The organism is Occultella gossypii (assembly GCF_019947135.1).
Lineage (GTDB): Bacteria > Actinomycetota > Actinomycetes > Actinomycetales > Beutenbergiaceae > Occultella > Occultella gossypii.
Genome location: NZ_JAGSHT010000005.1, coordinates 191,235 through 218,004, shown reverse-complemented (window position 1 = coordinate 218,004; position 26,770 = coordinate 191,235). Strand labels below are relative to the sequence as shown.

Sequence of the window (26,770 nt, the reverse complement as noted above, 5' to 3'; positions counted from 1 at the left end):
AGCCCGAGGAATCAGCCGCTCAGATCCAGCGGATCCGGCGACGGGCTCGGCGCGTGCGCGGAGGTCGCGGTGAGGCCGGCCCGGTGGTGGCGCCGGCAGAGCACCTCGTAGCCCACCTCACCGGTGCGGGTTCCGGTGTCCCCGACCACCATCTGCTCGCCCTCGGTGACCATGGCGCCGCCGACCGTGCGGGCATTGTGCGTCGCCCGGCGCCCGCACCAGCACAGGGCGCGCACCTGCAGGACCTCGACCCGGTCGGCCAGTTCGAGCAGCCGCGCCGATCCGGGGAACAGCCTGGTGCGGAAGTCGGTCGTGATCCCGAACGCGAACACGTCCACGACCAGGTCGTCGACGACGCGGGCGAGCTGCTCGATCTGCTCGGGCGCGTAGAACTGCGCCTCGTCGCAGACGAGGTAGTCGACCACCTGGCCGCGGGTGCGGCGGTGCACCACCTCCTGCCAGAAGTCGGTGTCCTCGGTCACCTCGACAGCGGGGACGGCCAGGCCGAGGCGGGAGGAGAGCATCTCGGCGCCGGCCCGGTCGTCGCGGCTGAAGATCACCCCGCGGCGGCCGCGGGTGGCGTGGGTGTAGTCCATCTGCAGCGCCAGGGTGGACTTTCCACAGTCCATGGTTCCCGAGAAGAACACCAGGTCCGCCATCAGCCCTCCAGCACCACGAGTGGCACGGTGCGCTCGGCCGGGGTGATGGACCCGTGCATCCCGACCAGGGTGAGCGACGCAGCGGTCTGAGTTCGGGAGTCATGCACCGCGAGGTCGCCGAGCGCGGCCACCACGAGGTCCCCGATGACCTCCGTGAACCGTGGGTCGACCGGGCCGAGCAGCCCGGCGTCGATCACCTCGGCCCGGGACAGCACCCGGGCCCGGTCGCCGAGGGCGTCGGCCCACACCTCCCGGACCTGCTCCGCGGCGCCCGGGCGGCAGTACAGATGCACGGCACGGGGCTCGCCAGCCACCAGGTCCACTCCCGCGGCCAGGTCGGGGCGGTCCGCGACGTCCACCCGGGCCGGTCCCGGGAAGTGCGTGCTCGGCCCGTGCGGGATGTCCACCATCCCGTGATCGGCCGTGACCAGCATCGTCGTGCCGTGCGGCAGGAGCCGGGCCAGCCGGGCCAGCTCGGTGTCGGTGTGTGCGAGCGCGTCGGCCCACTCCCCCGAGCGCCAGCCCTCGTGGTGGCCGGTCGAGTCGACGTCACCCCAGTACAGGTACACGAGGTCAACGTCGACCTCGCGCAGCGCCCCCAGCGCGGTGTCCACCCGCTCGGGCAGGGTCTCGGCGGGCAGGAACTCCGAGCCACGCAGGGCCGCCCTGGTCAGCGGGGAGGAGGCGAACCGCCATGGCCCGACGCTGACCGCTGAGCGGTCGGCCTCCTCGAGCCGTTCGAACACCGTGGGCTGGCGCTGCCAGGCCAGCGGGTCCGCGCCGGTGTTCCACGAGATCATGTTCATCAGCCGACCGCGTGGGTCCCGCACGGTGTACCCGAGCAGCCCGGTCGAGCCGCCGGCCCGGCCGGTGCCGAGGTAGCCGAGGTTCGTCGCCGTCGTCGACGGGAACGCGCAGGTCAGCGCGCCCAGCCGACCCGCCGACGTCAGGAACGGCGCCACGTCCGCGCGGTCGGTGAGGTTGTGCCAGCCGAGCCCGTCGACGAGCACGACGACCGCCTTGCGGGCCTGCGGAAGGCCGAGCGCGGCCGCCACGTCCACGGTCGAGGTGGCTGCGCCGTCGGGCATTGCGAGGTCGATCCCGCAGGCGCCGACGGCGCCCCACAGGACCTCACCCAGCGTGCCCGCCGGTTCGGCGGCGGAGCCGGAGCCGGAGTCGAGCGATGTGCTCACGCGCCGGGGCGAGCGGTGGCGGCGGACAGTGCCGCCGCGAACGAGACGGCCGCGGCCATCGCGTCCGCCCCCTCGGCCTCGGCGCTGACCCGGACCACGAGGTCGTCCGGCATCGACGTGCCGGTGTACCCGTGGTCGGCCTCGCAGTTGGGGTCCGGGCAGGTCGCGGGTTCGAGATCGATCCGCTGTACGGAGCCCCAGTTCAGGGCCAGCGTCAGTTCGGTACCGCCGCTGCCCTGCTGGTAGACGGCCGGGTCGACGACCCCATGGGTGAGCGCCACCGACCGGATCGCACCGATCGGGACGGCCTCTGTGGTGGCGGCGGCCGTCGAGGCGCCGTCGACCTCCTCGGGCGGCACGTCGTCCACATGGGCGACGATCAGCCGGGTGGGCGTGAGGGTCAGCGCGGTGACGTGCCGGCGCACCTCGGTGCGATCGAAGACGGTCTCGGGGTGCACCAGGTGCGCGACGACCTCCTCGCCGGCGAGGGCGATCTCCAATACGTCGGCGACCAGCGACGGGTAGTAGCCGGCGCGCTCGATATCGCTGCGCAGGTGGCGCATCTGTTGGGCTCGTGACTTCTGCACCGACCCAGTCTCCCACCTCACGACGATCCTCGGCTCACGGTCGGCCGCGGGTCACGGGAGCACCCGTCGCGCGGCATCCCCGCGGGCCGGATGGCCGACGTCCACGGTGGCCCCGAGGATGGCGGCCCCGGTCTCGGACACGAGCACGGGGTTCAGGGTGATCGAGGTGACCTCGGCCAGCTCGTCCTTGAGGATGCTGACCCGGCCGATCACATCCGTGAGCGCGGCGATGTCCAGGGCGGGCAGGCCGCGGTGCCCGAACAGTCGCGCCGAGGCCCGCAACGAGCGGATCATCTCGAGGGCATCCACGTCGGTCAGCGGCGGGACCCGGTAGGAGACGTCCCCGAGCAGCTCGACGGCGTCCCCGCCCATACCGGCGCTGATGATCGGCCCGTACAGCTCGTCCTCGGTGGCCCGGATCACGCACGCGGCGCCCGTCGGGGCCATCGACTGCACGTCGAAGGTGGTGCCGCGTCCCACCATCGCGTGCACCCGGGCCTCGCTCTGGGCGAACGCCTCCCGCAGCTCGGCCGGGTTGGACAGGTCCAAACGCACGCCGCCGAGGTCGGCCCGGTGGCGCAGCACCTCGTCCGAGGTCTTCAGCGCGACCGGCCACCCGAGCTCCTCGGCTGCCGCGACGGCCCCGTCCGCGGCTGTGACGGTGATCTCACGCCACTTCTGCAGTCCGTGGGTGGCCAGCAGCTCGGCCGCGCGCTCCGCGCTCAGCCGCTTCGTCAGCCCGCGCGGGAGGTCGGCGAGCTCGGCCTGGACCAGTTCCTTCGCGCGGCGCCGGTCGATGTCGTCCGGGTCGACGCGACGGCCCCGGTCCGCGCTGCGCCAGTCGTGGTAGCGGGCTGCCTGGACGAGCGCGTAGGTGGCCGCCTCCACGGTCGAGAAGCCCGGCACCCGCACCTGGTCGGTGGCCAGTTCGGGGGTCAATCCGGCGATCCCGAAGACGCAGGCGACCGTGGTGCGCCCGGAGCGCTCGGCGAGGCGAGCGATCTCGGGGCCGACGGCGGAGCCCATGTCGTCGAGGATCGGCACGTACGCGACGATGGCCGCGTCCCAGTCGTCGCGGGCCAGGGCCGCGTCGATGACCTCGCGGTAGGCCTCGGGGCCCGCGGTCGGCACCAGCGCGATCGGGGTGCCGGCGACCTGCAGCCCGCCACCGCCGAGCAGCTCGGCGATCACGGCGGCCTGGGTGCCGGAGTTGGTCAGCACCAGGACCCGCCGGCCCCCAGGCAGCGGCTGCTCGGAGAACAGGGTGGCCAGGTCGAGGAGTTCGGGGATCGTCTCCGCGCTGATCACCCCGGCCTGCCGCATCAGCTCGTCCAGGGCGCGCCGGGGCTCCCGCGAGATCCGCACGGCGTGTCCCGGCGGGTTCAGCTGGCCGGTGGTACCTGCGATCATCGTGATCACCGGCCCCTTCTCCGACAGCCGGCGCGCGACCCGGGAGAACTTGCGCGGGTTCCCGATCGACTCGAAGCGCAGGGCGCTCACACGCGTGCGTTCGTCGGCGAGCCAGAACTGCATGGTGTCGTTGCCGGAGACGTCCACCCGGTGCCCGGCGGACAGGAACGAGGACACCCCGAGGTCCCGTTCGGCGGCCCCGGTGACCATCGCCAGTCCGGCCGCCCCGGACTGGCAGAACAGCCCGACGGTGCCCTGCCGGAGGGGGCGCGGCGACATGGTCGCGTTCAGGTGTCCATGGGCGCCGCCGGTGACCAGCCCAAACGAGTGCGGGCCGACCAGCCGCAGCCCGGCCTCGCGGGCGGCCCGGACCAGCACCCGCTGGGTCACCCGGCCCTCATGGGTGGCGGTGGTGAAGCCGCCGGAGTAGAGCACCACACCGTGCACGCCGAGGCCGGCGAGGTCGCCGAGGATCGTCGGGACCCCGACGGCGGGCGCGGCGACCAGGGCGAGGTCGAACGGACCTGCGTCGGCGACGTCGGCCAACGTCGCCGGGCCGCCCGGCAGGCCGACGCAGCGGATCGTGCCGGCGTAGTCGCCGCCCTCGATGGCCGTGCGCAGCCGCTCACCGAACCTGACGCCGTCGGGCTCTGCCGCGTACACGAGCACCGCGCCGGGGTCGAGGAGCCCGGCCATGGAGAGCGCCTCGGCGCGCTGCTCGCGCTCGGCCAGCACGGCCAGCGACCGGTCGGTCGGCCGGATCGTGAAGGAGACCGCCAGGACACCGTCGTCGAGGGCCTGGTCCACGTCATAGCCCGCGTCGGAGAACACCCGCACCATCCGGGTGTTCTGGGGCAGCACGTCCGCGACGAACCGGCGCACCCCGAGCTCGCGTCCGGCCGCGGCCAGGTGCTCCAGCAGGACCGAGCCGAGCCCTCTGCCCTGGACGTCGTCGAGGACGTTGAACGCCACCTCGGCGTCCCCGCCGCCGAGCCGGTCGAACCGCCCGACCGCCACGATGTCCTCACCGAGGAGCAGCACCAGCGCGACCCGGTCGGAGTGGTCGACGTGCGTGAACCGGTGCAGGTCCCGGTCCGGGAGCCGCTCCAGTGGCGCGAAGAAGCGCAGGTAGGTGGACTCCGGGGACTGCCGCGTGTGGAACCGCTGCAGCGCGTCGGCATCGTCCGGGCGGATCGGCCGGATCCGGGCGGTGGACCCGTCCCGCAGCACGACGTCCGCCTCCCAGTGCGCCGGGTACTCCGGCGGGTCCGGCTCGACGCCGTCGGCTGCTCGGGGCTCGCTCGCCGACGCGGGCTCCTGGCTCTGCATGTCCTCGATCCTAGTCAGGCGGCTCCGGTCTCCTCGGTGTGGGACGGCGGGGTTGGCGGCCATGATCGGTGAGAATGGACCCATGGCACGACGCACCACCGGCACCACCCCCGGCTCCGATCCCACGAACATCATCGACATCGACGTCTCCGCGGAGATGCAGGGATCGTTCCTCGAGTACGCGTACTCCGTCATCTACGCGCGGGCACTGCCCGACGCCCGGGACGGGCTCAAGCCCGTGCAGCGCCGGATCCTCTACCAGATGGCCGACATGGGGCTGCGGCCCGACCGCGGGCACGTGAAGTCGGCCCGCGTGGTCGGCGAGGTGATGGGCAAGTTGCACCCGCACGGGGACACCGCCATCTACGACGCCCTGGTCCGGATGGCCCAGCCGTTCTCGCTACGACTGCCGCTGGTGGACGGGCACGGCAACTTCGGCTCGCTCGACGACGGGCCCGCGGCGCCCCGGTACACCGAGGCCCGGCTCGCCACGGCGGCCCTGGTGATGACCGCCGGCCTGGACGAGAACGTCGTCGACTTCGTCCCCAACTACGACAACCAGCTCACGCAGCCGGAGGTGCTCCCCTCCGCGCTGCCGAATCTCCTCGTCAACGGTGCCAGCGGGATCGCCGTCGGCATGGCCACGAACATGCCCCCGCACAACCTGGTCGAGGTCATCGCCGCGGCCCGGCACCTGATCGCGCACCCGGACGCGGACCTCGAGGCGCTGATGCGGTTCGTGCCCGGCCCGGACCTGCCCGGCGGCGGGAAGATCGTCGGCCTCGAGGGGATCCGGGACGCCTACGCGAGCGGCCGCGGCTCGTTCCGCACCCGCGCGAGCGCCCGGATCGAGAACCTCACCCCAAGGCGCAAGGGCATCGTGTTCACCGAGCTCCCGTACCTGGTGGGACCGGAGCGGGTCATCGAGAAGATCAAGGACGCCGTCCAGTCCAAGAAGCTGCAGGGGATCTCGGCGGTCACCGACCTCACCGACCGCGTCAACGGGCTGCGGCTCGTGGTCGAGGTGAAGAACGGGTTCAACCCGGACGCGGTACTCGCGCACCTGTACAAGCTGACGCCGCTGGAGGAGTCCTTCGGGATCAACAACGTGGCCCTGGTCGGCGGGCAGCCGCGCACCCTCGGCCTGCGTGAGCTGCTCACCGTGTACGTGCAGCACCGCTACGACGTGGTCCGCCGCCGGACCGAGTTCCGGCTCGGCAAGCGGATCGACCGGCTGCACCTCGTGGAGGGGCTGCTGATCGCGATCGCGGACATCGACGAGGTCATCGCCGTGATCCGCAGCAGCGACGACGCCGAGGCCGCCCGGTCCCGCCTGATCGCGGTGTTCGACCTGTCCGAGGCCCAGGCCGAGTACATCCTCGAGCTGCGGCTGCGCCGGCTGACGAAGTTCTCCCGGATCGAGCTGGAGGCCGAGCGCGACGAGCTGGCCCGGGAGATCGAGGAGCTGCGCGCGATCCTCGCCGACGAGGGCCTGCTCCGGCAGGTCGTCTCCGACGAGCTGGCCCAGGTGGCCGCCGAGCACGGGACGCCCCGGCGCACGGTTCTGCTGGAGTCCAGCGGCACCACCGCCACCGCCGCGGCCGACGGCGCCCCCCGGTCCAGGCGGTCCGCGGCGGCCATGCCGGACCTCGAGGTCGCGGACGCCCCGTGCCGGGTGCTGCTCTCCGCGACCGGGCTGCTCGCGCGCACCGCGGACGACGCCCCGACCCGGCGGGACGGACATCGAGCCGCCCACGACGCCCTCCGCGCCGAGGTGGCCGCCACCGCCCGGGGTGAGGTCGGAGCGGTCACGAACACCGGCCGGATGCTGAAGCTCTCCGTCATCGAGGTGCCGTCGCTGCCGCCGACGGACGGGCCGCCGAGCCTGTCCGGCGGGGTGCCGGCCAGCGAGGTGCTGCTGCTCGAGAAGGGCGAGCGGATCGTCGGCCTGGCACCGCTGGACGACGCCGCGCCGCCGTTGACCCTCGGCACCCGGGACGGGGTGGTCAAGCGGGTCACCGCGGACCGCCCGGGCAACCGCGACGCGTGGGAGGTCATCTCCCTCAAGGAGGGTGACGAGGTGGTCGGTGCCGCGAACGCCGCAGACGACCACGAGCTCGTGTTCGTCACCGCCGAGGCCCAGCTGCTGCACTTCGGCGCGAGCGCGGTGCGCCCGCAGGGTCGCAGCGGCCAGGGCATGGCCGGGATCAAGCTGGTCGCCGGGGACACGGTGGTGTTCTTCGGGGCGCTCGGTCCCGACGCGGCCGCGGCCGCCCAGGTGGTCACCCTGGCCGGGTCCTCCGGCGCGCTGCCGGGCACGGTGCCGGGGACGGCGAAGGTGACCCCGTTCGCGCTCTACCCGGGCAAGGGCCGTGCCACCGGTGGGGTCCGCGCGCACCGGTTCCTGCGCGGCGAGGACAGCCTGTACCTGGCGTCCGTGGCACCGGCCCCGGTGCGGGCCGTCGGCTCCGGCGGACAGAGCGTCGACCTCCCCGCGCCCGTGGACCGTCGCGACGGCTCCGGCACCGCCCTCGCCGCCCCCGTGGCCGGCCTGGGCTGAGACCCGGGCTGGTCCAGGGCGACCTGGCTCAAGTTGGTCCCAGGCGACCTGGCTCAGTCGGCGACGGCGGCCGGTTCGGTGGCGGGGTCGGCGCTGGGGTCGGCGGCCGGTTCCGTGGCGGGGTCCGTCGCGCGGGGCTCGGCGGGTCGCGCGCGATCCGGCCGGTCGGCGGCGGCGAGGTCGGTCACGATGCCGGCCGCGAGGAGCGCCTGGGCGGCGATGTAGGTGCTCATCACGGCCAGGTGGTGGCCGCCGAAGTAGTACCCGGGCGAGAACGTGTTCAGCGCGATCATCGCGTCGGAGACGAAGAACAAGGCGCCGCCGACGGCGGTGGCCCGGTTCACGGTGGTGCTCGCCGCTGCCATCGCGGCCAGGAGCAGCCCGTAGCCGACCACCGGTCCGCCGAGGAAGCCGGCCTCGGGAAGGCACCACACCGTGAGTGCACCGAACCCGGCCCCGAACACGGCGCCGGCGGCGAGCACCGGCGCGGGCCGCCGTCGCCAGGCCTTCGCCGCATAGGGCGCGAAGGCGGCCAGGTAGCAGGCCTGCGCCACCAGGAAACCGCTCACCATGCCCAGGAAGGCGGCATCGCCGGTGACGAACCTCGGGATGGTGTCCCCCGCCCAGGACGCGGCCAGGCCGGCCGTCATCAACGCGACGGTGCGGCGCCGGACCGGTGCCAGGTCGGCGATCGCGGAACCGAACGCCGCACCGAGCGCGGGCATCAGCAGGATCTGGGAGATGCCGGCCACGGCCGCGCCGCCGTCGACCAGTCGCGAGGCGAGGTGGATGGCGCCGACGGCGAGGTAGGCCCCACCGAGCACCTTGGTACGCCGACCCAGTCCCCGCAGGACCTGACGCACCGGCGCAATCACACCTCGATCGTATACATCGTCGACCCTCGGGTGGGCTCGAACTGGAGGTTCCCGTAGAGGCCGAACGCACCGGTCGGCTGGTCCGTGTCGATGCCGAGTCCGGCGTACTCCATGCCGTCCTCGCGGTAGGCCGCCATGGCGCGGGCGAGCAGGGCCGTCGCGATCCGCTGGCCGCGCCACTCGCGCCGGACGCCGAGGATGTCGATGTACCCCTCGGTCCAGCCGAGGGAGTCCCAGTCCTGCTCGTACCGTCCGGAGAGCAGGTAGCCGGCCACCTGGGCGCGGTCGCTCGTGCGGTCGAGCACGAGGAAGCTCCACCTGGGTGCGAAGTAGGTGCGGCCCTCCTGCCAGGTCTCCACGGTGTGCGGCTCGGAGCCCCAGTGGTCGCGGAAGGACTCGTTGTGGGCGAGCCGGACCTGATCGTCGAGCTCGGCGGACCAGGTCACCAGGTCCAGATTGCTCCGAAGCTTGACCGCCGGCAGCTCGAGCTTCAGATCCCGGCGCATCTCGGTGTACCAGCGCCGCGGGCTGAAACCCTGCTCGGTGAGCATCCGCACCGAGTCCGTCATGCCGTCCTCGACGTGGACCACGATCCGGCCCGGGACGTCCTTGCCGGACGCGGCGAGGACCTGGCGGGACCGGTCCACCTGCCACCGCAGCACCGCGGAACCGATGCCCCGGCGCCGCCAGTCCGGATCCACGCCACCCTCGAGGAACGCCCGCACCGAGCGCACGTCACCTGGCTGCGCGGTCACCGTCCCGTACGCCCGGAGGACCCCGGCGGGGTCGAACCCGCCGAGACTGTTGTTCGGAGCATCCTTCCAGTCGCCCTGGAACGTCTCGGCGGCCTCCTCCAGGGTGGTCCGGTAGGGCGGGTTGTCGTGGGACTCGACCCGGGCGAACAACCCGTGCAGCTCCTGCACGTCGCCGACGCCGAGGGCGCGCCAGGTCAGCCCGGTCTCGGCGGACGGGAGCGTGAGCAGACGTGGGGCCCGCGCACGCTCGGCGAGGGGGGCGAGTTCGGGTGCGCTCTCCTGGGTCATCCGGCCGCCGAGGTGGGCGCGCAGGAGGGAGCGGTCCGCGCACGCCGCAGGTGGAGGTGGTGGATCAGGTACACGTCAGGTCTCACAGTTCGATCGAATACAGCACGCCGGAGCCGCGGAGCCGATACCCGAGCCCCGCGTAGAGGTCACGCGCCGGGTTCCTGGCATCGACGTCCAGCCGGGCCACGTCCATGTCATCGGCAGAGTATGCGTGCAGGGCCGTGGTGAGCAAAGCGCGCCCGATCCCGGCACCGGCCCGATCGGGCCGCACGGCGAGCAGATCGGTGTACGCCACGCGCCCGTCACCGAGCTCCGGGTCATGGCTGGAGATCACGAATCCGACCACGTCGCCGCCATCCAGCGCGACGAAGGACCAGGCCGGGCGCAACCGCCGGAGCAGCCCCGACCAGGTCTGCGGGTCCTGCGCCGCCGCTGTGTCGAACGCCACGTCGTGGACCGCCCGGGCGCCGTCACCGGCGGACGGGTACCACGCGACGATCCGCAGCCCGGCCGGCTCCGCGGCGATCGCCCTGCCCGGTGCCGCCGAGCCCTGGTCGACCGGGAGTGGGAGTTCGAGGTTGTGCACGGTGCGGGTCGGGGCGTAGCCGGCCGCGACGCACATGCGCCGCCGGTCCGCGAGGTGCTCGTCCACGAGCACGCCGATCCGGCCCCGCCGCCCGGGCGCGGCGGAGAGGATCTCCCGGGCCCGGCCCTCCTGCCAGCCGAGCAGCGCCCGCCCGACGCCGCGACCTCGCCAGGCCGGATCCAGGGTCGCCCACAACATCACCCGCGGGTGGGAGGGCTCGACCTGGAGCAGGCCCGCGGCACGCAGCACACCGGCACCGTCGAATCCGGCCAGGGAGTCGTGCTCCGGCTCGGTGCCGGGTGAGAGCAGCAGGTCCTCGATCCGGCCCCGTGTGAACGGGTGCAGGGACCGGTCGACGGCCTCGGCCCGGTCGGCGAGGTCCGCGGCCGTGTCCACGTCCGCGGCCGTGAGGGCGCGCCAGGTCAGGCCGAGATGGGCCCCCGGGGGCGGGGCCGTCGTCGTCATCACGCGTCGATCCGGTCCCGGTCCAGGTCGTCGGCGCCAGCGATGATGAAGTCCTTCCGAGGAGCCACATCGTTGCCCATCAACAACTCGAACACGGTCTCCGCGGCCTCGACGTCGGCCATGGTGACCCGGCGCAGGGTGCGGTGCGCGGGGTCCATGGTGGTCTCGGCGAGCTGGTCGGCATCCATCTCCCCCAGGCCCTTGTACCGCTGGATCGGCTCCTTGTACCGGCGCCCGGACCGCTCGAGCTTCGCCAAGTACTTGTGCAGCTCCGCCTCGGAGTAGGTGTAGGTGGTCTCACCCTTGCGCGAGCCCTGCGCGGTGGTCTCCACCCGGTGCAGCGGCGGCACCGCCGCGTACACCCGGCCGTCCTCGACGAGCGGTCGCATGTACCGGAAGAACAGGGTGAGCAGCAGGGTCCGGATGTGCGCACCGTCGACGTCCGCGTCCGTCATCAGGACCACCTTGCCGTAGCGCACGGTGGACAGGTCGAAGGTGCGCCCGGAGCCGCCGCCGATCACCTGGATGATCGAAGCGCACTCGGCGTTCTTGAGCATGTCCGCCAGGGAGGCCTTCTGGACGTTCAGGATCTTGCCGCGGATCGGCAGCAGCGCCTGGAAGTCGGAGCTGCGAGCCAGCTTCGCGGTGCCGAGGGCGCTGTCTCCCTCGACGATGAACAGCTCCGAACGCTCCACGTCGTCGGAGCGGCAGTCCGCGAGCTTCGCCGGCAGGGTGGAGGTCTCCAGGGCGTTCTTGCGCCGGGAGAGCTCCTTGTGGGCACGGGCCGCCACCCGGGCTCGCATCTCGCCCACCACCTTGTCCAGGACGGCCGCCGCCTGGACCTTCTCGTGCCGCTTGCCGGAGGTGAGCAGCGCCTCGAGCTCCCGGTCGACCACCTTTGACACGATCGCCCGCACGGGGGCGGTACCGAGGATCTCCTTGGTCTGGCCCTCGAACTGCGGCTCGGGCAGGCGCACCGTGACCACGGCCGTCAGGCCGGCGAGCACGTCGTCCTTCTCGACGCGTTCCTTGGCGTCCTTGCCGGAGATCTTCAGGCGGCGGGCGTTCGCGTCGATCTGCTTGCGCACGGCCTTCAGCAGGCCCTGCTCGAACCCGGCCAGGTGGGTGCCTCCCTTGGGGGTGGAGATGATGTTCACGAAGCTGCGGACCTCGGCCTCGTAGCCGATGCCCCACCGGAGCGCGACCTCCACCTCACAGCTGCGCTCGACCTCGGCCGGGCGCAGGTGCCCCTTGGCGTCGAGCTGCTGCACGCTCTCGGTGAACGTCTCGGTCCCCTGCAGCCGCCAGGTGTCGGTGACGGATGCGTCCGCGGCAAGGAAGTCCACGAAGTCGACGGCACCGCCGTCGTGCTTGAAGACCTCCTCGACCGGGCCGTCGGCCCCCGGCGTGCCGGGCAGCCCACGCTCGTCACGGACGGTCAGGGACAGCCCGGGCACCAGGAACGACGTCTGCCGCGCCCGGGTCACCAGCTCGTCGTAGGAGAATGTGGCGGATTCCGGGAAGATCTGCCGGTCCGCCCAGTACCGCACCCGGGTGCCGCTGACCCCGCGCTTGACCCGCCCGCCCACGTTCAGCTCCGAGTGATCGGTGAACGGGGTGAACGGCGCGTCCGGCGAGGGCCCGCCACGGTCGGCGAACGTGCCGGGCTCACCTCGGTGGAAGGACATCCTGTAGGTCTTGCCGGACCGGTCCACCTCGACGTCGAGGCGAGCGGACAGGGCGTTCACCACGGAGGCACCGACGCCGTGCAGCCCACCGGAGGCGGCGTAGGAGCCCCCGCCGAACTTGCCGCCGGCGTGCAGCTTCGTGAACACGACCTCCACGCCGCTCAGGCCCAGGTTCGCGACGTTGTCCACCGGGATGCCCCGCCCGTTGTCGCGGACCTCCACCGAGGAGTCCGGGTGCAGCACGATGTCGATGGCGTCCCCGGCACCCTCAAGGGCCTCGTCGACGGAGTTGTCGATGATCTCCCACAGGCAATGCATGAGCCCACGGGAGTCCGTGGACCCGATGTACATGCCGGGACGCTTGCGGACCGCCTCCAGTCCCTCCAGGACGGAGAGATGGCGCGCGGTGTAACTGGAGTCTGCTGAGGTGGATGACACCCCCTTATCGTAGGCGCGGGCGGCGCCGAACCACGGGATCGCCATCCGGATTCGGTGGACGAGGCGATGGGAACACGCCGGGCCGGTCCGGGCCGGGATACGCGGTGAGCGAACTCACCCCGTTGAACGGATGGAATGTCGGAAGGCGATGGTTACATGTGACTGTGAGCGTACTGACAGCAGACCAAGTGACCCCCGAGCTGACCGCGGCCGACCGCTGTGATGCATGCGGTGCCCAGGCCTACGTGCGTGTACTCCTTCCGACCGGTGAACTCCTCTTCTGCGCCCACCACGGGCGCAAGCACGCTGAGGCTCTCTCGTCGGTGGCCACCCACATCCACGACGAGTCCGACCGGCTCCTCGCCGAGCCCAAGGCCGACCAGCGCTGACCCGGTGGGGGGGGGGGGGGGGGCCCGCCCCCCCCCCCCCCCCCCCCCTCCCCCGGCCCCCGCCCCCCCCCCCGGCCCCACCGGCGCGCCCGGGGGGGGGGGGGGGCGGGCCGCCGCCGCCCCCGCCCCCGCCCCACACACTCCCCGCCGGCAATGAGCCGGCACAGAAGGCATCGATGCCGTCCTACGTCCACCACGTGCAACGGGCGCTGAGCACGCCGCTCGAGGGCTTCGACTTCACGCCCGTGCACGGCCGGGTGATCGACGGCTCGCTGCCCTGGGACTACGCCGAGCTGGCCCGTGCGGCCATCGCCGAGGCGGACGGCCCGGTCCTGGACCTCGGCACCGGTGGCGGTGAGCTCCTGGCCACGCTCGGTCCGTTCCCGCCCGGGTCCGCGGCCACCGAGGGCTGGCCACCGAACGTGGATACGGCACGCGCCGCCCTTGCCCCGCACGGCGTGCGGGTCGCCGCACTGCCGCCCGATGACGCGACCCGGCTACCGCTGCCCGACGCAACCTTCGCCGTCGTCCTCGATCGACACGAGGCGTACGACCCCGCAGAGGTGAGCCGCGTGCTGGCGCCGGGCGGGGTGTTCCTCACCCAGCAGGTCGGCTCGGCCGACGGCACCCGCCTGAACGAGGCCCTCGGTGGCCCCGGGCCGGACGTTCCGGCCGACGTCGCCCTGGAACCGTTCGCCGCCGGCCTCACCCGGGCCGGCCTGACCGTCGAGCGGGCCCAGACCCACGACCCGGGCCGTATCTTCACCGACGTCGGCGCGGTGATCTGGTACCTGCGGATGATCTCCTGGCAGGTCGCCGACTTCGACGTGGCCCGCTACGACGCCCCGCTGCGGCTCCTGCACGCCGCCTTCGAGCGTGGCGAGCAGTTCCGGGACGTCGCGCCCCGGTTCATCCTGAGCGCCCGCCGCGACACACCCTGAGGACCCGCGCCACCTGGCGTGGCCGACCCGGCGCGAACTAGCGTGGGCATCATGACTCCCGCCGAAGGATCCCCCTACGTCCGACTCCTCACCGAGCAGATCGGTCACGAGTTCGACGCCCACACGCAGTACGTCGCGATCGCGGTCTGGTTCGACAGCCACGACCTGCCCCAGCTCGCCGCCCACTACTACCGGCAGTCCGTCGAGGAACGCAACCACGCGATGATGATCGTGCAGTACATGCTCGATCGGGACCTGAAAGTCGTCATCCCCGCCGGCTCGACCGTCCAGAACGACTTCGGCGACGCCGTCGCGCCGATCAGGCTGGCCCTCGACCAGGAGAAGCAGGTCACCAGCCAGATCGAGGCGATCTTCCAGGCCGCCCGCGCCGAGGGTGACGCCCTCGGTGAGCAGTTCATGCTGTGGTTCCTCAAGGAGCAGGTGGAGGAGGTCGCGTCGGCGTCCACGCTGCTGACCGTGGCCCAGCGCGCCGGCCAGAACCTGTTCGACCTCGAGAACTTCGTGGCCCGCGAGTCCATCGGGGACGCCGGCGAGTCCGCGGACGCCCCCGCGGCCGCGGGCGGCGCGCTCTGACCTGCGGCACCCGCCCGCACATGCCGAAAGGGCTGTTCCCGGATCGCCCGGGAACAGCCCCTCCGTATGTCTGGCGCTATCAGTCGAGGTAGTCGCGCAGCACCTGCGAGCGGCTCGGGTGACGCAGCTTCGACATCGTCTTGGACTCGATCTGACGGATCCGCTCCCGGGTGACCCCGTAGACCTTTCCGATCTCGTCGAGTGTCTTCGGCTGGCCGTCGGTGAGGCCGAACCGCATGGAGACCACACCGGCCTCCCGCTCGGACAGCGTGTCCAGCACGGCGTGCAGCTGCTCCTGCAGGAGCGTGAAGCTCACCGCGTCCGCCGGCACCACGGCCTCGGAGTCCTCGATCAGGTCACCGAACTCGGAGTCGCCGTCCTCGCCGAGCGGGGTGTGCAGCGAGATCGGCTCGCGACCGTACTTCTGCACCTCGACGACCTTCTCGGGGGTCATGTCGAGTTCCTTGGCGAGCTCCTCGGGCGTGGGCTCGCGGCCCAGGTCCTGGAGCATCTGGCGCTGCACGCGGGCGAGCTTGTTGATGACCTCGACCATGTGCACCGGGATCCGGATGGTGCGGGCCTGGTCCGCCATGGCGCGGGTGATGGCCTGTCGGATCCACCAGGTGGCGTACGTGGAGAACTTGTAGCCCTTGGTGTAGTCGAACTTCTCGACGGCGCGGATCAGACCGAGGTTGCCCTCCTGGATCAGGTCCAGGAACAGCATCCCGCGGCCGGTGTAGCGCTTCGCGAGGGAGACCACGAGCCGCAGGTTCGCCTCGAGGAGGTGGTTCTTGGCCCGGCGGCCGTCCATGGCGATCCACTCGAGCTCGCGCTTGAGCTTGCGGTCCATGCCCTCGCCGGACTCGGCGAGGTTCTCGTCCGCGAACAGGCCGGCCTCGATCCGCTTCGCGAGGTCGACCTCCTGCTCGGCGTTCAGCAGCGCGACCTTACCGATCTGCTTCAGGTAGTCCTTGACCGGGTCGGCGGTGGCGCCGGCGGTGACGACCTGCTGGGCAGGTGCGTCGTCGTCGTCGGAGTCGGAGTAGACGAAGCCCTTGTCCTCGTCGCCGGACTTCGTGCTCGCCTCGCCGTCCGCAGGCGTCTCGGCCTCCGGCTCTTCCGGCTCGGCCTCGTCGGCGGAGGTGACGGCGGCCAGCTTGGCCTTGCTCGCCCGGGTGGTCTTCGCCTTGGCGGTGGCCGCCTTGGTCGCCGGCTTGGCGCGGGTGGTCTTGGCCGGGGTCTGCTCGACGGCCTCGGCCTCGGCGGGGGCGTCGGTCTTGGCCGGCGCCGTCGACTTCGCGGCGGTCTTGCGGGTGGTGGTCTTCGGCTTCTCGACGGTCGCCGTGGTGGCACCGGAACGGGTCGCGGCGTTCGCGACCGCTCGGTCGGGAACCTCGGTCACGCTGATCTTGGCTTCGTGCATTGCGCCCAGGACCTCCTTGAGACGGCGGGGCTTGACGTTCGCGTCCTCGCAGGCCGCGCGAAACTCGGCGGCTGTGACGTATCCCCTCGTCAGGCCGGACCTGAAGGCGTTCTGCAGAGCGGTGTGTTCGTATTCGCGGGGCAGCACGACATCAGGACTGAGAGGCGACGACACAGAGAACCTTTCGGCGGGGGATGGAGGGCGACCGGTGTTCTGTAAGTCGCAGCAGTACAATTATAACCGGAGTAGCCGCCTCGGCCCGTCCAATGACAGGCGGGTCCGGCCGCTGTTCTTAGAGCGCACCGGACCCCCCGGATTGTTCCCACCCCTACGCGTACGCCTCGATCGGCGGGCAGGCGCAGACGAGGTTGCGATCCCCGTAGGCTCCGTCCACCCGGCGTACCGGCGGCCAGTACTTGTCCGGGGTCGCGCCCGCGGGGTACACGGCCTGGGTGCGCGAGTACGGGTGGTCCCACTCCCCCAGGGCCGAGACGGCGGTGTGCGGGGCGTTCACGAGCGGGTTGTCGTCGGCCGGCCAGGTGCCGTCCCCGACGGCGCTCGCCTCGGCGTGGATGGCGAGCATCGCGTCGATGAACCGGTCCACCTCGCCGAGGTCCTCGGACTCGGTCGGTTCGACCATCAGGGTGCCGGCCACCGGGAAGCTCATCGTGGGCGCGTGGAACCCGAAATCGATGAGCCGCTTGGCGACGTCGTCCACGGTGACCCCGGTGGCGGCCGTGAGCGGGCGCAGGTCGAGGATGCACTCGTGCGCCACCAGGCCGTGCTCGCCCCGGTAGAGCACCGGGTACTTCTCGTCGAGCCGGGCGGCCACATAGTTCGCCGAGAGCACCGCGGCGCCGGTTGCGGCGCGTAGACCCGTCGTGCCCATCAGCCGCAGGTACGCCCAGCTGATCGGCAGGATCGAGGGTGACCCGTACGGCGCGGCGCTGATCGTGCCGGTCTCGCGGAGCACCCGGCGGCCGGCCTGGGCCAGCGGGTGCCCGGGCAGGAACGGCACCAGGTGCTCGGCCACGGCGACCGGGCCGACGCCGGGCCCACCGCCGCCGTGCGGGATGCAGAACGTCTTGTGCAGGTTCAGGTGGGAGACATCCCCGCCGAACGCGCCGGGCCCGGCGACCCCCACCAGCGCGTTCAGGTTCGCGCCGTCGATGTAGACCTGCCCGCCGGCGGCGTGCACCAGGTCGCACAGTTCGGTGATGCCGTGCTCGTAGACGCCGTGCGTGGACGGGTAGGTGACCATGATCGCGGCCACCCGGCCCTCGTGGACGGCGAGCACCCGGCGCAGGTCGTCGAGGTCCACGTCCCCGTTCGGCGCCGTCCGCACGACGGCCACCTCCAGGCCGGCGAGCACCGCCGACGCCGCGTTCGTGCCGTGCGCACTTGCCGGCACCACGCAGACCCTGCGGTCGTCGTCACCGCGGTCGGCGTGGTAGTCGCGGATGGCCAGCAGCCCGGCGAGCTCGCCCTGCGACCCGGCGTTCGGCTGCACGCTCACCACGGCATACCCGGTCAGGCCGGCCAGGGCGGTCTCGAGCCCGTCGATCAGCTCGAGGTACCCCGCCACGTCCGCGGCCGGCGCGAACGGGTGGATCCGGGAGAACTCGGGCCACGTGATCGCAGCCATCTCGGTGGCCGCGTTCAGCTTCATGGTGCAGGAGCCGAGCGGGATCATGCCGCGGTCGAGGGCGTAGTCCCGGTCCGAGAGCCGGCGCAGGTACCGCATCATCTGCGTCTCGGACCGGTGGCTGGAGAAGATCGGGTGGGTCAGAAACTCGGTGCTGCGGGTCAGGTCCGCCGGCAGGCCGAGGCCGGAGTGCCCGACGGCGGAGCCGGCCGTGGTCGCCGCGGCGGCGGTCGCGTCCGTGGTGGCGCCGGGCAGGACCGCCCGGGCCGCGTCGAGCAGGTCGGCGACGGTCTCCTCGGTGGTGGTCTCGTCACACGCGACGCCGACGGTGTCGGCGTCGACCCGCCAGAGCGTGATGTTGCGCTCCAGCGCGGCGGCGACGAACGCGTCGGCCCGGCCCGGGACGTCGACCGTGACCGTGTCGAAGAACGAGGTGTGGCGCACCTGGGCGCCGAGGCCGGCGAGACCGGACGCCACGGCCAGGGCGCGCTCATGCACCCGCCGAGCGATCGCCGTCAGGCCCTCGGGACCGTGGTAGACGGCGTACATGGACGCGATCACGGCCAGGAGCACCTGAGCCGTGCAGATGTTGGAGGTGGCCTTCTCCCGGCGGATGTGCTGCTCCCGCGTCTGCAGCGCGAGGCGCAGGGCGGGGGCGCCGTCGGCGTCCTTGGACAGGCCGACGAGCCGGCCGGGCAGCTGCCGCTGGGCCTTGTCCCGCACGGCGAGGTATCCGGCGTGCGGGCCACCGAAGCCCATCGGCACCCCGAACCGCTGGGTGGTGCCGGCCACGATGTCCGCGCCGAGCGTGCCCGGCGCATCGAGCAGGGTGAGCGCGAGCAGGTCCGCGGAGAACACCACCTGCGCACCGGCGTCGTGCGCGGCCGTGATCCAGCGGTCCAGGGTGGCCCGGTTCCGGACCACACCGGAGGAGCCGGGGTAGGCCAGGAGCACCCCGAACGCATCGGTCAGGTCGGTGGTGCCGGACGCGTCGAACTCGACGAGTTCGATGCCGACCGCCTCGGCCCGGGTCGCCAGCACGGCCTTGGTCTGGGCGAAGCTGTCCGCATCGACATAGAACCGGCCGCCCTCGCCCCGCACCACCCGGCGGGCGAGCAGCATCGCCTCGGCCACGGCCGTGGACTCGTCGAGCATGGACGCACCGGCCACGTCCATCCCGGTCAGGTCGATGACCATGGTCTGGAAGTTCAGCAGCGCCTCGAGCCGGCCCTGGGAGATCTCCGGCTGGTACGGCGTGTAGGCCGTGTACCAGGCCGGGTTCTCCAGCACGTTGCGGGCGATCACCGACGGCGTGTACGTGTCGTAGTAGCCCTGGCCGATCATCGAGGTGCGAACGGTGTTCCGGCCCGCGATGGCCCGCAGTTCGGCGAGCACCTGCGCCTCCGAGATGGCGGCGGGCAGGTCCGGCAGCGTGGGCACGCCGTCGCCGAGCAGCGCGGGCGGAACGGCCGCCTCGAGCAGCGCCTCGACGCTCGGCCGGCCGATCACCTCCAGCATGTGCTCGGTGGCGGCGGTGTCGATTCCGATGTGGCGGGCGGGGAACTCGGGCGTGGCGGTCATCGGGAGCTGATCAGGCCTTCGTGATCTCGGTGTAGGCGGCGGCGTCGATGAGGTCGCCCTCGGCCTCGATACGGACGGTGAACAGCCAGCCGCCCTCGTAGGGCGCGGAGTTCACGAGTTCGGGACTGTCCACGACCTCGGAGTTCACGCTGAGCACCTCACCGGTGACCGGCGCGTAGAGCTCGCTGACGGACTTCGTGGACTCGATCTCACCGCACGTCCCGCCGGCGGTGACCGAGTCCCCGACGGACGGGAGGTCGACGTAGACGACGTCACCGAGGGCGTCGGCGGCGTAGGCGGTGATGCCCACGGTGGCGACGCCGTCGGCGACGGTGATCCACTCGTGCTCGGCGGTGTACTGGCGGTCGGCGGGGACGCTCATGACGGCTCGCTCCTCAATGCGTCTGGCTGGGTCGGGACTGGGTCAGGTGGTGGCTGGGCGACGGTAGAACGGTAGCTCCGTGACGGTCATCTGCTGGAACCTTCCGCGCACGTCCACGTCCAGCACCTGACCGACGGCGACGGTGTCCTGGTCGGCGGCGGTGACCAGGGCCATCGCGACGGGGTGCCCGAGCGTCGGGGACAGCACACCGGAGGTCACGGCACCGATCACCGACCCCGCGGCCAGAACCTCACTGCCGGCGCGAGCGGCGCGGCGGCCGTCGCCGCGCAGCCCGATGAGGCGGGTCCCGGTGGGGTGCTCGGACCGCTCGGCGAGCGCGTCTCGGCCGAGGAACTCATGGTCGAGGTGCACCACCCGGCCCAGGCCGACCTCGAAGGGGGTCAGTGCGGCGGTCAGTTCCTGGCCGTACAGGGGCATCCCGGCCTCGAGACGCAGGGAGTCCCGGCTCGCCAGCCCGCAGGCCTGGACCCCGGCCTCGGCGCCGGCATCGAGCAGCCTGGCCCACACATCGGTGGCGGCCGCCGCGGGGACGGCCAGCTCGAACCCGTCCTCGCCGGTGTACCCGGTCCGGGCCACGAGGGTGGGGACGTGGGCGTCGAAGGACGCGGACACGCTCGCGTAGTACTTCAGAGCGCTCAGGTCGGCGTCGATGAGCGGGGCGAGCACCCCGGCGGCGGCCGGCCCCTGGATCGCGATCAGCGCCCGGTGCGGGGTGCGGTCGACCACCGCGACCTGACGGCCCTCGCTCCGGTTCGTCAGTTCGTCGAGCACGGTGAGCCGGTTCGCCGCATTCGCGATCACCAGGAACTCGTGCTCGTCGAGCCGGTACACGATCAGGTCGTCGAGGATCCCGCCGTCGATCGCGGTGATCATCGTGTAGCGGGCGCGGCCGACTCGCAGCCGCGACGCAGCGCTGACCAGGGCGCCGTCGAGGGCCGCGGCCGCCTCCGGCCCGGTCACCTCGAGCTGGGCCATGTGGGAAAGGTCGAACAGGCCCGCCCGCTCGCGGACCGCACGGTGCTCGGCCAGGTCACCGGCGAACCGCAGCGGCATCTGCCACCCGGCGAAGTCGGTCATCGTCGCGCCGGCAGCGCGGTGCGTGGCCTCGAGCGGACTGGACGGCCCGGCGGGCCCGTCCGGCGCGGCCGAGGGCCCGGGAACTGCTGCCTGCACTGGTGGCTCCGTTCAGGTGGTGACGGCGGGGCGCGGCTACGCCTGCGCGGGCTTGACCGCGAGGACGTGGCAGGGTGCGTCCAGCAGGATGCGTTGTGCGTTCGAGCCGAGGATGAGCTTGCCGAGCGGGGACCGGCGGCGCAGCCCGATGACGATGAGTTCGGCGCCGGCCTCCTCGGCGGCTCCCATGAGGGCTTCGGCGACGTCGTTGCCGCGCTGCAGGTGCCGCACGTCGAAGCCCACGCCCGAGGTGTCCAGGAGGTCCCGGGCCTCGTCGACGGCGCGGTCGATCTCGTCCTCGTCGGCGCCGCGGCTGCCGTGCACGATCACCAGGAGGCGATCGGAGCGTCGCTGCGCTTCCACGATCGCGGCATCGAGCGCCGCACGTCCTTCGGCGGTGGCGATGAAACCGACCACTATGGCCACGACGTACTCCCTCGTCACACAACAATGCGTCCGCCTCCGACAGTAGCGCTTCCGCGGGCTCGCGGCGCAGTCGCCGGGCCCCGGGTACCCGGCGGCGCTAGTCTCACGCCTGAGATCGCGACCCGTGCGGAGAAGGGGCGGCGCCCATGAGTGACCAGACCACACCCGGCGAGCACCCGGATGCGCCCGACCGGTCCGGCGACGTCGAGGAGACCGGGTCCGGCGACGTCACGACCGACGAGGCTGCGGCAGAGCGTCCCGGCCCCACGAACCGGTCCAAGGATGAGGGCGAGAGCAAGAGCGCCGCCGACATCCTCACGGTGTTCCTGCTCTCCCTCATCGCGGTGCTGACCGCCTGGTGCGGCTTCGAGTCGTCGAAGTGGGGCGGCGAGATGTCGATCGCGTTCAGTCAGGCGTCGAGCGCCCGGATCCAGTCCACGGCGGCCGAGGCGCAGGCGAACGCTGCGCGCCAGTACGACCTCACCATCTATACCCAGTGGGTCCTCGCCGTCGAAGCGCAGGACACGGACCTGCAGGGATTCATCGAGGAGCGGTTCAGCCCGCAGTTCGCCGTGGCGTTCGACGCCTGGGAGGCGGGCGGTCGCGAGGCCCTCGGACCGTTCACCGTGCCCGAGTACGTACCCCCGGGCACCCTCGAGTCCGTGGCGCTCGCCGACCGGGCCGACGCCAAGTTCGACGAGGCGCTCGAGTACAACCAGCGCGGCGACAACTACACGCTGCTCACCGTCCTGTTCGCCCTGGTCCTCTTCCTGACCGCGATGTCCCAGCGCGTGAACGCGGCCTGGATGCAGCGGGCCATGCTTGGGCTGGCCGTCATCGTGGCGGTCGGATGCGTGGTCACCATGCTGACGTACCCGGTGAAGATCTAGTCGAGCGGCCCGCGCCGATCGATCCGCCGGAGCAACCTCGCCGTCGCCGGGCCGGAACGCTCACGCCGTCGCGGAGTGTTCGCGTCGAGCCCAGCCCGGCGCGACCGCGCGGTCGACGACGTGCCGCAGCAACCGAGCCAACCGGTGCAGCGGGTCGCGTTCGAGGGCGGCGGTGACGAGCACGTCGGCACGGGCGCCGTCGCCGTTCCACCAGGCGAGCCAGGCCAGGGTCGCCAGCGCCGGCGCCGCGCGGGCCGTGGCGGCGTGCGCGGCCACCGCGACCAGGGCAGCCTCGGCCATCGCGAGCGCCGCCTGGTCCGGCATCAGGTCCCCGGTGAACACAGCCTCGAGGATGCGTGAGGAGTCGGCGTCGGCCGGGTCCTCGATCCGGGTCACCGCCGCGACGGACAGCAGGATCGCGTCCCGGACCTGGGTGTCCTCCAGGCCGGCGAGCAGGTGTCCGTACTCGGCGGCAGGGATGTCGGCGAGCACCTCCTGGGTGGCGCGCCGCTCTGCTCCCGGTGTGGCGGCGCCGAGCAGGCGGCGCCATCGGGCCCGCATGTCCGCGCGCCAGTGCGTGAGGTCGGCTCCGGTCAGTCGCTCCCGACGGCGTCGCTCCCGGGTGGCCGCGCCGGCGGCGGTCCGACGGTCCGTCGCCGCGCAGCGCAGGTCCGGCAGAAGGTCCGCGCGGGAGGCGACGTAGGACTCGCCCTGGTAGACGAGGCTCGCCCGGATCCGCGCGTTGGTGAGGCCGTCGACGGGCTGGCCGGCCGGCGGGCAGCAATGCGAACTCATGCACTCGATGCACCGGTAGTACCGGTTGCCCACGAGCCAGGTCCGGGTCGGGTGGGCGAGCGGGGACTGGGCGAGCCACCACGCCAGCGCGGCACCCGCGGCGCCCCGCCCGGACAGGACGGCAGGCCAGGAGGACTCGGTGTAGACGGCGGCGAACACAGCGACCGCGCCGTCCATGGCCAGTTGCCTGAGGAGATGCTCACCCAGGGCGAGGCCAGGGCGTGAGAGGTCCGCGAGGTCCACACGGGCGACCACGCCGATCTCCGGCCCGCCACCGGGCTCGGCCCTGATCGCCAGCAGCACGAGGGACTCCTGTGGCAGGAAGCCGAGCCGGAACGGGAGGTAGGCAAGTAGTTCGGGCGGGTCGTCGAGGCGCAGCGTGGGCACCCCGATGTCGTCGGGATCCGGTTCGGGTCCGGGTTCGTGTGATCTCATCGGTCCAGTGCAGCGGCGCGCGGCGCCGCGCAGGTTGGCGACCATCGGCGCTCTGGACCCGCGGACCCCGGGCCGCTCGCGTGGGATCCTTGGTGATCGGCCCGTGCCCTGGGGATCGTGAGGCATCGGCGCGCGGATCCACACGGATAGGCTGCGGTGGTGTCCGTCTCCCCCGCGTCGCCCACCGATCCACTGACGTCTCTGCGGGAGGCGGTGTCCTCCCGCGTTCGGACCACCGTCGAAGGCCTCGGCGAGTCCTTCCGGGACGTGGGCCCCGAGGTGACGGACCTGTTCGACGTCGCCGGCACCATGCTGCCGGGCGGCAAGCGGCTCCGCGCCTCGTTCGCCGCAGCCGGGTGGCTCGCGCTCGGCGGCCCAGACGACCTGCAGCGGGCCCCGGAGATCGTGCTCGCCGGATCCGGGCTGGAGTTGTTCCAGCTGGCGGCCCTCGTCCACGACGACCTGATCGACGGCTCCTTGACCCGCCGTGGACTCCCGGCTGCGCACCGGCAGTTCACCACCCTGCATGATCAGCGGGCCATGCTCGACACCGGTGACCACTTCGGCGCGGCCGGCGCGGTGCTCCTCGGTGACCTCCTCCTCGTCGCCGCCGTCGGTGAACTCCAGGACGCGCTTGAGCTCCTCCCGGCGTCGGCCCGGGCGGCGGGCCGGCGAATCGTGCAGCGGATGATGGCCGAGGTCACCGTCGGGCAGTACCTCGACATCTACGCCCAGTCGGCCCCATGGAGCGCCGACGCCGCGCTGGACCTGGACCGGGCCCGGCGGGTCATCCGGTCCAAGTCGGCCCGCTACAGCGTCGAGCACCCGCTCACGCTCGGCGCCGCGATGGCCGGCGCCGACGAGCCCGCGCTCGGGGCGGCCAGCCGGATCGGCCTCCCGATCGGCGAGGCGTTCCAGCTCCGCGATGACGTGCTCGGCGTGTTCGGCGACCCGGACGTCACCGGCAAGCCGGCTGGTGATGACCTCCGGGAGGGCAAACGCACCGTGCTGGTCACGTTGGCCATGACCCGCGCCGATGCCGCCGGCGTGGACCTGCTCCGGTCCGCCCTCGGCAACGCCGACCTCGACCCCGACACCGTCGCGCGGGTGCGGGAGCTCCTCACCGGCACCGGTGCGCTCGCGAGCGTCGAGGAGCTCATCGGTGAGCGCACCGCGGCCGCGCTGGCCGCGATCGACGCGGCCGGCTACGCGCAGCCGGCGCGGGACCGACTGCGCACCCTCGCCCGCGCGGCGATCACCCGCTCCTTCTGACCGGCGCCGGATACTCCTGCTGGAAGGTCGTCAGAAGGCGAGCGCCTGCGCGACCCGCCGCACCGCATGGGTCCGGGCGGCCCGGAGCGCGACGATCGGGGTCTCGCCCAGCTCGTCGTTGTCGGCATAGAGCCAGCGCAGCGTGTCCTCGTCGTCGTAGCCGGCGTCAGCGAGCTGGATGATCGTCCCTCGCAGCGCCGGGATGACCAGCGGCGGATCCGCGATGACGGAATCGTCGCCGGGCAGCACGAGGAAATCGCGCGGAATGCTCAGCGCCTTGTTCTCGCCGCGCCGCACGGCGACGATCCGGCGCTCGGTCAGCATGCCGCGCACGACGCGCAGTTCGACCTCGAGGAGTTCGGCCGCCTCCGGCAGGCTCAGCCACTTGATGTTCTGGGGGTCCGCAGTAGTCACCCGGAGAGCCTACGGGCGCGACTGGGGTTGTCGTCACCTATCAGCCACGCTACTGTCACTTTTGGCACATATACCTCAATTGCCACATCAGTCACGGGCGACACGCCGTGACGTCCGTCCGAAACACCCGGGGGAACCCATGGCTCGCACCGCACGGCCCAGACATGCCCAAGCTCGCTGGGGCTCTGCCCTGACCACTGCAGGAGCGCTCAGCGCCGTCGCAGCGATGGGGCTCGCCTCGTCGGTGGCGCCGGCAGCAGCACAGCCGCACAGTGAGGAACAGCCGCAGCGCAGCCCGGGCAATGTCCCGGCGCACCTGCTCGGCAAGAACGACGGCCGGGCCACCCGGATCACCACGGAGAGCGCGGGCGCCGGCCTGTCCCCCACGCTCCGCACGGTCGCACCGGCGCCCCGGGCGGCCGGGGACAGCCTGTACACCGTCCGCGCCGGTGACACCGTCGGCCACCTTGCCCTTCGGTTCGACGTGCCCGTCTCGGCGATCGTGTCCGCGAACGGCCTCAACTCCCGCGCGATCATCCGGATCGGCCAGACCCTCACCATCCCGGGCGCCTCGACCGGCTCCAGCAGTTCAGCCCCGAGCAGCCGCGCCCCGGCCGCGCCGGTGACCTCCGGCGGCTCCTCCTACACGGTGACCAGCGGTGACACGGTCTCCCGGATCGCGGCCCGCCACGGCACCACGGTCTCGGCGATCGTGTCCGCGAACGGCCTCGATTCGCGGGCCCTCATCCGCATCGGGCAGACCCTGACCATCCCGGGCAGCGGCGCCTCGAGTGGCGGGGCGTCGAGCACTCCGGCGGCCGCACCCACCCGGGCCGCTCCGGCGCCGTCGGGCGGTTCCTCGCACACGGTGCGTTCGGGCGAGACCGTCTCGGGGATCGCGTCCCGCTACGGCACCACGGCGTCGGCGATCGTGTCCGCGAACGGGCTCGACTCCCGCGCCCTCATCCGCATCGGGCAGACCCTGACCATCCCGGGGTCCACCCAGCTCGTGCCGAACACCTTCCTGCACTACACCTACTCCGACGACGTCAACGCGGCCGCCAACGCGAACGCGGCGACCCTGCTCAGCGTGTCCGTGCCCAGCCGCGCGGCAATGCAGGAGATGATCCGGACCACGGCCGTCTCGATGGGCGTGGACCCGGCACTGGCGCTGGCCGTCGCCCAGCAGGAGTCCGGCTTCAACATGCGCGCCGTCTCCCCCGCGAACGCGGTCGGGGTCATGCAGGTCATCCCGTCCTCGGGTGTGTGGGCCTCGGACCTGGTCGGGCGGCAGTTGAACCTGCTCGACCCACAGGACAACGTCACCGCGGGGGTCGCCATCCTGCGGGCCCTGATCCGCACCGCGCCGGACATGCAGTCCGCGATCGGCGGGTACTACCAGGGCCTCGGCTCGGTCAGCCGAAACGGGCTGTACGACGACACCCGCCGGTACGTCGCGAACGTGCAGACGCTGATGGCGCGCTACTGAGCCCGACCTGTGGAGGCCGTGTGCACGGTGCGGTGACACGCACCCCACAAGCGCCGGGATCGGCGAG

22 protein-coding genes are annotated in these 26,770 nt (G+C 72.4%); 7 read left to right on the top strand and 15 right to left on the bottom strand.

From position 1 onward, the window contains the following. Positions 1–11: 11 nt before the first annotated feature. The 4 genes from KCQ71_RS05790 to KCQ71_RS05775 all read right to left on the bottom strand — a co-directional run bounded on the left by KCQ71_RS05790 (position 12) and on the right by KCQ71_RS05775 (position 5,178). Positions 12–659 carry a thymidine kinase gene (locus KCQ71_RS05790; RefSeq protein WP_223403776.1) on the bottom strand — a complete coding sequence of 216 codons (648 nt, stop codon included), beginning with the start codon at positions 657–659 and terminating at the stop codon, positions 12–14. Then, positions 659–1,852 carry an alkaline phosphatase family protein gene (locus KCQ71_RS05785; protein ID WP_223403774.1) on the bottom strand — a complete coding sequence of 398 codons (1,194 nt, stop codon included), beginning with the start codon at positions 1,850–1,852 and terminating at the stop codon, positions 659–661. Before KCQ71_RS05785 ends, KCQ71_RS05790 begins: the two co-directional genes overlap by 1 nt. Then, positions 1,849–2,415 carry a DUF5998 family protein gene (locus KCQ71_RS05780; RefSeq protein WP_223403959.1) on the bottom strand — a complete coding sequence of 189 codons (567 nt, stop codon included), beginning with the start codon at positions 2,413–2,415 and terminating at the stop codon, positions 1,849–1,851. The genes KCQ71_RS05785 and KCQ71_RS05780 overlap by 4 nt, the downstream gene beginning before the upstream one ends. Before the next feature lie 75 nt (positions 2,416–2,490). Beyond that, positions 2,491–5,178 carry a GNAT family N-acetyltransferase gene (locus KCQ71_RS05775; RefSeq protein ID WP_223403772.1) on the bottom strand — a complete coding sequence of 896 codons (2,688 nt, stop codon included), beginning with the start codon at positions 5,176–5,178 and terminating at the stop codon, positions 2,491–2,493. Positions 5,179–5,260: 82 nt separating this feature from the next. Here KCQ71_RS05775 and KCQ71_RS05770 point away from each other — a divergent pair, with 82 nt between their 5' ends. Beyond that, positions 5,261–7,738: a DNA gyrase/topoisomerase IV subunit A gene (locus tag KCQ71_RS05770; RefSeq protein WP_223403770.1), complete on the top strand. Its 2,478-nt coding sequence runs from the start codon at positions 5,261–5,263 to the stop codon at positions 7,736–7,738. 53 nt (positions 7,739–7,791) lie between these two features. Here the strand turns inward: KCQ71_RS05770 and KCQ71_RS05765 are convergent, their stop codons facing one another. From KCQ71_RS05765 to KCQ71_RS05750, 4 genes are all read right to left on the bottom strand, one after another. Continuing rightward, positions 7,792–8,613 carry a lysoplasmalogenase family protein gene (locus KCQ71_RS05765; protein ID WP_223403768.1) on the bottom strand — a complete coding sequence of 274 codons (822 nt, stop codon included), beginning with the start codon at positions 8,611–8,613 and terminating at the stop codon, positions 7,792–7,794. Beyond that, positions 8,610–9,656 (bottom strand): GNAT family N-acetyltransferase, encoded by a 1,047-nt coding sequence (locus KCQ71_RS05760; protein ID WP_223403766.1) that lies wholly within the window; start codon positions 9,654–9,656, stop codon positions 8,610–8,612. The genes KCQ71_RS05765 and KCQ71_RS05760 overlap by 4 nt, the downstream gene beginning before the upstream one ends. An 82-nt stretch (positions 9,657–9,738) precedes the next feature. Further along, positions 9,739–10,707, bottom strand: coding sequence for a GNAT family N-acetyltransferase (locus KCQ71_RS05755; RefSeq protein ID WP_223403957.1), 969 nt, complete (start codon positions 10,705–10,707; stop codon positions 9,739–9,741). Further along, positions 10,707–12,878 (bottom strand): DNA gyrase/topoisomerase IV subunit B, encoded by a 2,172-nt coding sequence (locus KCQ71_RS05750; RefSeq protein ID WP_249422596.1) that lies wholly within the window; start codon positions 12,876–12,878, stop codon positions 10,707–10,709. The genes KCQ71_RS05755 and KCQ71_RS05750 overlap by 1 nt, the downstream gene beginning before the upstream one ends. 143 nt (positions 12,879–13,021) lie before the next feature. On the opposite strand from KCQ71_RS05750, the gene KCQ71_RS05745 reads away from it, so the two are divergent. The 3 genes from KCQ71_RS05745 to KCQ71_RS05735 all read left to right on the top strand — a co-directional run bounded on the left by KCQ71_RS05745 (position 13,022) and on the right by KCQ71_RS05735 (position 14,757). Beyond that, entirely contained in the window at positions 13,022–13,222 is a 201-nt protein-coding gene (locus KCQ71_RS05745; RefSeq protein WP_223403955.1) for a DUF7455 domain-containing protein, read from the top strand. Positions 13,223–13,398: 176 nt separating this feature from the next. Next, positions 13,399–14,163 (top strand): class I SAM-dependent methyltransferase, encoded by a 765-nt coding sequence (locus KCQ71_RS05740; RefSeq protein ID WP_223403762.1) that lies wholly within the window; start codon positions 13,399–13,401, stop codon positions 14,161–14,163. A gap of 51 nt (positions 14,164–14,214) precedes the next feature. Further along, complete coding sequence (locus KCQ71_RS05735) at positions 14,215–14,757, top strand: ferritin (RefSeq protein ID WP_223403761.1); 543 nt, start codon at positions 14,215–14,217, stop codon at positions 14,755–14,757. Between the two features lie 79 nt (positions 14,758–14,836). Here the strand turns inward: KCQ71_RS05735 and KCQ71_RS05730 are convergent, their stop codons facing one another. The 5 genes from KCQ71_RS05730 to KCQ71_RS05710 all read right to left on the bottom strand — a co-directional run bounded on the left by KCQ71_RS05730 (position 14,837) and on the right by KCQ71_RS05710 (position 21,408). Next, positions 14,837–16,180 carry an RNA polymerase sigma factor gene (locus KCQ71_RS05730; protein ID WP_223403760.1) on the bottom strand — a complete coding sequence of 448 codons (1,344 nt, stop codon included), beginning with the start codon at positions 16,178–16,180 and terminating at the stop codon, positions 14,837–14,839. A 328-nt stretch (positions 16,181–16,508) separates the two neighbouring features. Beyond that, entirely contained in the window at positions 16,509–19,406 is a 2,898-nt protein-coding gene (gcvP, locus tag KCQ71_RS05725; RefSeq protein ID WP_223403759.1) for an aminomethyl-transferring glycine dehydrogenase, read from the bottom strand. A 10-nt stretch (positions 19,407–19,416) separates the two neighbouring features. Beyond that, complete coding sequence (gcvH, locus tag KCQ71_RS05720) at positions 19,417–19,788, bottom strand: glycine cleavage system protein GcvH (protein ID WP_223403758.1); 372 nt, start codon at positions 19,786–19,788, stop codon at positions 19,417–19,419. A gap of 42 nt (positions 19,789–19,830) precedes the next feature. After that, entirely contained in the window at positions 19,831–20,982 is a 1,152-nt protein-coding gene (gcvT, locus tag KCQ71_RS05715; protein WP_223403757.1) for a glycine cleavage system aminomethyltransferase GcvT, read from the bottom strand. 36 nt (positions 20,983–21,018) lie between these two features. Then, positions 21,019–21,408, bottom strand: a complete 390-nt coding sequence (locus KCQ71_RS05710; RefSeq protein ID WP_223403756.1) for a universal stress protein — start codon at positions 21,406–21,408, stop codon at positions 21,019–21,021. A 146-nt stretch (positions 21,409–21,554) separates the two neighbouring features. On the opposite strand from KCQ71_RS05710, the gene KCQ71_RS05705 reads away from it, so the two are divergent. After that, positions 21,555–22,298: a hypothetical protein gene (locus KCQ71_RS05705; RefSeq protein WP_223403755.1), complete on the top strand. Its 744-nt coding sequence runs from the start codon at positions 21,555–21,557 to the stop codon at positions 22,296–22,298. Positions 22,299–22,358: 60 nt separating this feature from the next. Here the strand turns inward: KCQ71_RS05705 and KCQ71_RS05700 are convergent, their stop codons facing one another. Then, positions 22,359–23,528 carry a DUF4192 family protein gene (locus KCQ71_RS05700; protein ID WP_223403754.1) on the bottom strand — a complete coding sequence of 390 codons (1,170 nt, stop codon included), beginning with the start codon at positions 23,526–23,528 and terminating at the stop codon, positions 22,359–22,361. 159 nt (positions 23,529–23,687) lie between these two features. Between KCQ71_RS05700 and KCQ71_RS05695 the strand changes: the two genes are divergently transcribed. Further along, entirely contained in the window at positions 23,688–24,800 is a 1,113-nt protein-coding gene (locus KCQ71_RS05695) for a polyprenyl synthetase family protein (protein ID WP_223403753.1), read from the top strand. A gap of 30 nt (positions 24,801–24,830) precedes the next feature. On the opposite strand, the gene KCQ71_RS05690 is transcribed toward KCQ71_RS05695, so the two are convergent. After that, positions 24,831–25,214, bottom strand: a complete 384-nt coding sequence (locus KCQ71_RS05690; protein WP_223403751.1) for an Rv2175c family DNA-binding protein — start codon at positions 25,212–25,214, stop codon at positions 24,831–24,833. 139 nt (positions 25,215–25,353) lie between these two features. Here KCQ71_RS05690 and KCQ71_RS05685 point away from each other — a divergent pair, with 139 nt between their 5' ends. Further along, positions 25,354–26,703, top strand: a complete 1,350-nt coding sequence (locus KCQ71_RS05685; RefSeq protein WP_223403749.1) for a LysM peptidoglycan-binding domain-containing protein — start codon at positions 25,354–25,356, stop codon at positions 26,701–26,703. Positions 26,704–26,770: the final 67 nt, after the last annotated feature.